This is a genomic window from Streptomyces microflavus (assembly GCF_014650075.1).
Classification (GTDB): Bacteria; Actinomycetota; Actinomycetes; order Streptomycetales; family Streptomycetaceae; genus Streptomyces; species Streptomyces microflavus.
Map to the genome: position 1 here is coordinate 1 of NZ_BMUG01000030.1, position 4480 is coordinate 4480.

2 protein-coding genes are annotated in these 4480 nt (G+C 72.7%); both read left to right on the forward strand.

All coding sequences use genetic code 11. The features are described from left to right. The coding region (locus IE264_RS37730; RefSeq protein ID WP_190167942.1) for an SDR family NAD(P)-dependent oxidoreductase at positions 1-2365 on the forward strand (2365 nt) is incomplete at its 5' end. Positions 2366-2473: 108 nt separating this feature from the next. Further along, the coding region (locus tag IE264_RS37735; protein ID WP_190167943.1) for a type I polyketide synthase at positions 2474-4480 on the forward strand (2007 nt) is incomplete at its 3' end.

Below are 4480 nucleotides of genomic sequence, written 5' to 3' on the forward strand. Positions count from 1 at the left end.
CGCCGCCATCAACACCCCCAACTCCACCGTCATATCCGGCACCACCCACACCGCCCAAACCATCGCCACCACACTCCGCAACACCGGCCACAAAACCCACACCCTCAACACCTCCCACGCCTTCCACAGCCCCCACATGGACGGCATGCTCAACCAATTCACCACCACCACCAAAAACATCACCCACCACCCGGCCACCACCCCCCTCATCTCCACCCTCACCGGAAAACCCACCACCCACCAAGAACTCCAAAACCCCCACTACTGGGCCGACCAGGTCCGCCACACCGTCCGATTCGCCGACGCCATCAAAACTCTGGAGACAGAAGGCGTCACCACCTACGTGGAAATAGGCCCCGACACCGTACTCAGCGCACTCGCGGCAGCCGGCGTCGAGAAGCCGGACGCGATGGCCGCCATTCCCCTGATGGGCCGCGGCCGCCCGGAGGACTCGACCGTGGCCGCCGCACTGGGCGCGCTGCACGGCCGCGGGGTGCGGGTGGACTGGGAGGCGTTCTACGCCGGTACGGCGGCCCGCCGGGTCCCGCTGCCCACGTACGCCTTCCAGCACGAGCGGTACTGGCTCACCCCCGAGGCACCCGCACCCGTCGTGGCCGAGGGTGCGGGGCTGACCCGTCCGGTGTGGGAGCCCGTGGCGGTGCCCGCCGAGGGTGCGGCGGCCCCGGGCGCGCCCGCCGACACCGTGGTGCACCGCCTCGCGACCTCGCCGCAGGCACCGTACGAGGCGCTGCGGCTGGCCCAGGAGTGGCTCGGCGAGGAGCGCTCCCCCGGCTCCACGCTGGTCGTGGTGACCGACCGTGCCGTGGCCGCCGGTGACGCACCGGACCCGGACGCCGCCGCCGCCTGGGGGCTGCTCGCCTCCGCGCAGGCCGAGGCGCCGGGCAGGATCGTGCTGGTGGACGCGCCGCAGGACACCGGTACCGAGGCGCTGGCCGCGGCCGTCGCCACCGGGGAACCCCGGCTGGCCGTGCGCCCCGAAGGTGTACTGGTCCCCCGGCTCCGGCCGGTGCGGGACCAGGGTTCCACCGCCCGCCCGCCGTGGCACCCCGAGGGCACCGTCCTGATCACCGGGGGCACCGGCACCCTGGGCGCCCTGGTCGCCCGCCATCTGGTGACCGAGCACGGCGTACGGCGGCTGCTGCTGGCCGGAATGCGTGGCGAACAGGCGCCGGGGGCAGGTGAGTTGCGGGAGGAGCTGACCGCGCTGGGGGCTTCGGTGACCGTGGCCGCGTGCGATGTGGCGAACCGGGAACAGCTGGCGGAGCTGCTGGCCTCCGTTCCCGCCGAGCACCCGCTGACCGGTGTCGTCCACACCGCCGGTGTCCTCGACAACGGCCTCGTCTCCGGCATGACCCCCAAGCGGCTCGCCGCCGTCCTGGCCCCCAAGGCGGACGCGGCCCGGCACCTGGACGAGCTGACCCGGGGCCTCGGCCTCGCGGCGTTCGTGCTGTTCTCCTCGACCACGGGGACGTTCGGCGCACCCGGCCAGTCCAACTACGCGGCCGCCAACGCGTTCCTGGACGCGCTCGCCGCCCGGCGCGCCGCCGACGGCCTGCCCGCCACCTCCATCGCGTGGGGGCTGTGGCGGGCAGGCGGTATCAACGCCCACCTGGACGACAGGGAGCTGGACCGCTTCGAGCAGGACGGCTTCCGGGCCGTCACGGACGCGGAGGGGCTCGCGCTGTTCGACCGGGCCCTGGCGGCGGGCCGGCCGACGCTGCTCGTCGGAGCGGTCGCGGTACGGGCGTCCGCCGCCGCACCGGACACGGCCGCCGCGGGCACGGCAGGGGCGCCGGGCGCCGGATCCGGGGCCGTACCGCTCGGCGAGCGGCTCGCGGAGCTGAGCGCACCCGAGCGGGAGCCGTATCTGCTGGCCCTGGTGGTCCGCGAGGTGGCGTCCGTGCTCGGTCACGCCTCGGCGGCCTCCGTCGCTCCCGACCGGCCGTTCCAGGACCTCGGCTTCAACTCCCTGACCGCCGTGGAACTGCGCAACCGGCTCACCGCGGCCGCCGGGCTCCCGCTGCCCGCCACGCTGGTCTTCGACCACCCGTCCCCGGCGGCCCTCGCCGCCCATCTGCACACCGTCGCCGGTCCGGCGGCCGAGGACGCGGCGAGCGTCGCGCTCGGTGAACTGGACCGCCTGGAAGCCTCGTTGGCGGAGCTGCCGACGGACGACGAAGTGCGCGCCACCGTCTCCGTACGGCTGAACTCCCTGCTTTCGGCGCTGGGTGCGGCGACGGCGTCCGGTCAGGCCGGCGCGGACACCGCGGAGCTGCCGGCCGACGCGTCCGCCGACGAGATCTTCGACTTCATCGACAACGAGCTCGGCCGCAGCACCGCCTGACGTACCCCGCCGACGCCTGACACCCACCCCTCACACCCACGCCCACCACCCACCACCCATCGCGCGACCCGCAGCCCGCGTCCCGCATCGAGGAGAGACTGATCCCGCATGTCCGCAGACCCGTCCAAAGAACAGAAGCTGGTCGACTACCTGAAGTGGGTCACCGCGGATCTGCGGAAGGCCCGTGAGCGGATCACCGAGCTGGAGAGCGCCGACGACGAACCCGTGGCCATCGTCGGCATGGCCTGCCGGTTCCCGGGCGGGGTCACCTCCCCGGACGGCCTGTGGAAGCTGGTGAGCGAGGGCACCGACGCGATCAGTGGGTTCCCCGACGACCGGGGCTGGGACCTGGAGGCCCTCTACGACCCGGACCCCGAGGTCCCGGGCACCTCGTACACCCGGGAGGGCGGGTTCCTCGACGGCGCGGCGCTCTTCGATGCGGGCTTCTTCGGGGTGTCCCCGCGCGAGGCCCGGGCGATGGACCCGCAGCAGCGGGTGCTGCTGGAGACCGCGTGGGAGGCCCTGGAGCACGCCGGCATCGACCCGGCCGCGCTCAAGGGCTCCCGGACCGGGGTGTTCGCGGGGGTGGTGGAGCAGAGCTACCTGGGCCTTGAGGGGCCCGAGGAGTTCGAGGGCCACCTGATGACCGGGCGGCTCAGCAGCGTCGCCTCCGGACGCATCGCGTACTCCCTGGGGCTGGAGGGCCCGGCGATCTCGGTGGACACCGCGTGCTCGTCGTCGCTGGTCGCCCTGCATCTGGCGGCCCAGTCGGTGCGCCGGGGCGAGTCGACGCTCGCCCTGGCGGGCGGTGCCACCGTCACGGCCACGCCCGGCGGATTCGTGGACTTCTCCCGGCAGCGCGGACTCGCGCCCGACGGCCGGATCAAGTCCTTCGCGGCGGCGGCGGACGGCACCTCCTGGTCGGAGGGGGTCGGCATCCTCGTCGTGGAGCGGCTTTCCGACGCGAAGAAGAACGGCCACAACGTCCTCGCCGTCCTGCGCGGCAGCGCCGTCAACCAGGACGGCGCCAGCAACGGTCTGACCGCGCCGAACGGCCCCTCGCAGGAACGCGTCATCCGCCAGGCCCTCGCCAACGCCCGCCTCACCCCCGCCGACGTCGACGCGGTCGAGGCCCACGGCACCGGCACCCGGCTGGGCGACCCCATCGAGGCCCAGGCACTCCTCGCCACCTACGGGCAGAACCGCCCGGCCGAGCGCCCCCTGCTGCTCGGCTCGCTGAAGTCCAACATCGGGCACACGGTCGCGGCGGCTGGTGTGGGTGGCGTCATCAAGATGGTGCAGGCCATGCGCCACGGCACCCTGCCCCGGACGCTGCACGTGGACGAGCCGACGCCGATGGTCGACTGGTCGTCGGGCGCGGTGGAGCTGCTCACCGAGGAACGCCCGTGGACGGCTCGGCCGGGTGCGCTCCGGCGGGCGGCCGTGTCCGCGTTCGGGGTGAGCGGTACGAACGCGCACGTGATCGTGGAGGAGCCCCCGGCCGAGGCGCAGGCCGCTCCGGCAGAGGAGACCGTCCGTCCGGCGGGTGCCGTGCCGTGGCTGCTCTCCGGCAAGACACCGCAGGCCGTCACCGAGCAGGCCCGCCGCCTCCTCACCCACCTCCGGAACCACCCGGACCACAGCCCCCTCGACACCGCCTATTCCCTCGCCACCACCCGTACAACGCACGATCACCGCATCAGCATCACCGGCACCACCCGCGAAGAACTCCTCGCGAAGCTCACGGAATTCACCGAAACACCCCCCGCCACCACCACTCCCCACACCAACGGAAAAGTCGCTTTCCTTTTCACCGGCCAGGGTGCCCAGCGCATCAACATGGGCAATGAACTGGCGGCGATATACCCCGAGTTCGACCGCCACCTCAACGACATCTGCTCACACTTCGACCCCCACCTCGAACAGCCCCTCCGCCACACCATCACCACCGGCGACAAACTCAACGACACCCAATACACCCAACCCGCACTCTTCGCCATCGAAGTCGCCCTCTACCGCCTCATCACCTCCTTCGGCATCACCCCCGACTACCTCGCCGGACACTCCATCGGCGAAATAGCCGCCGCCCACTGCGCAGGCATCCTCACCCTCACC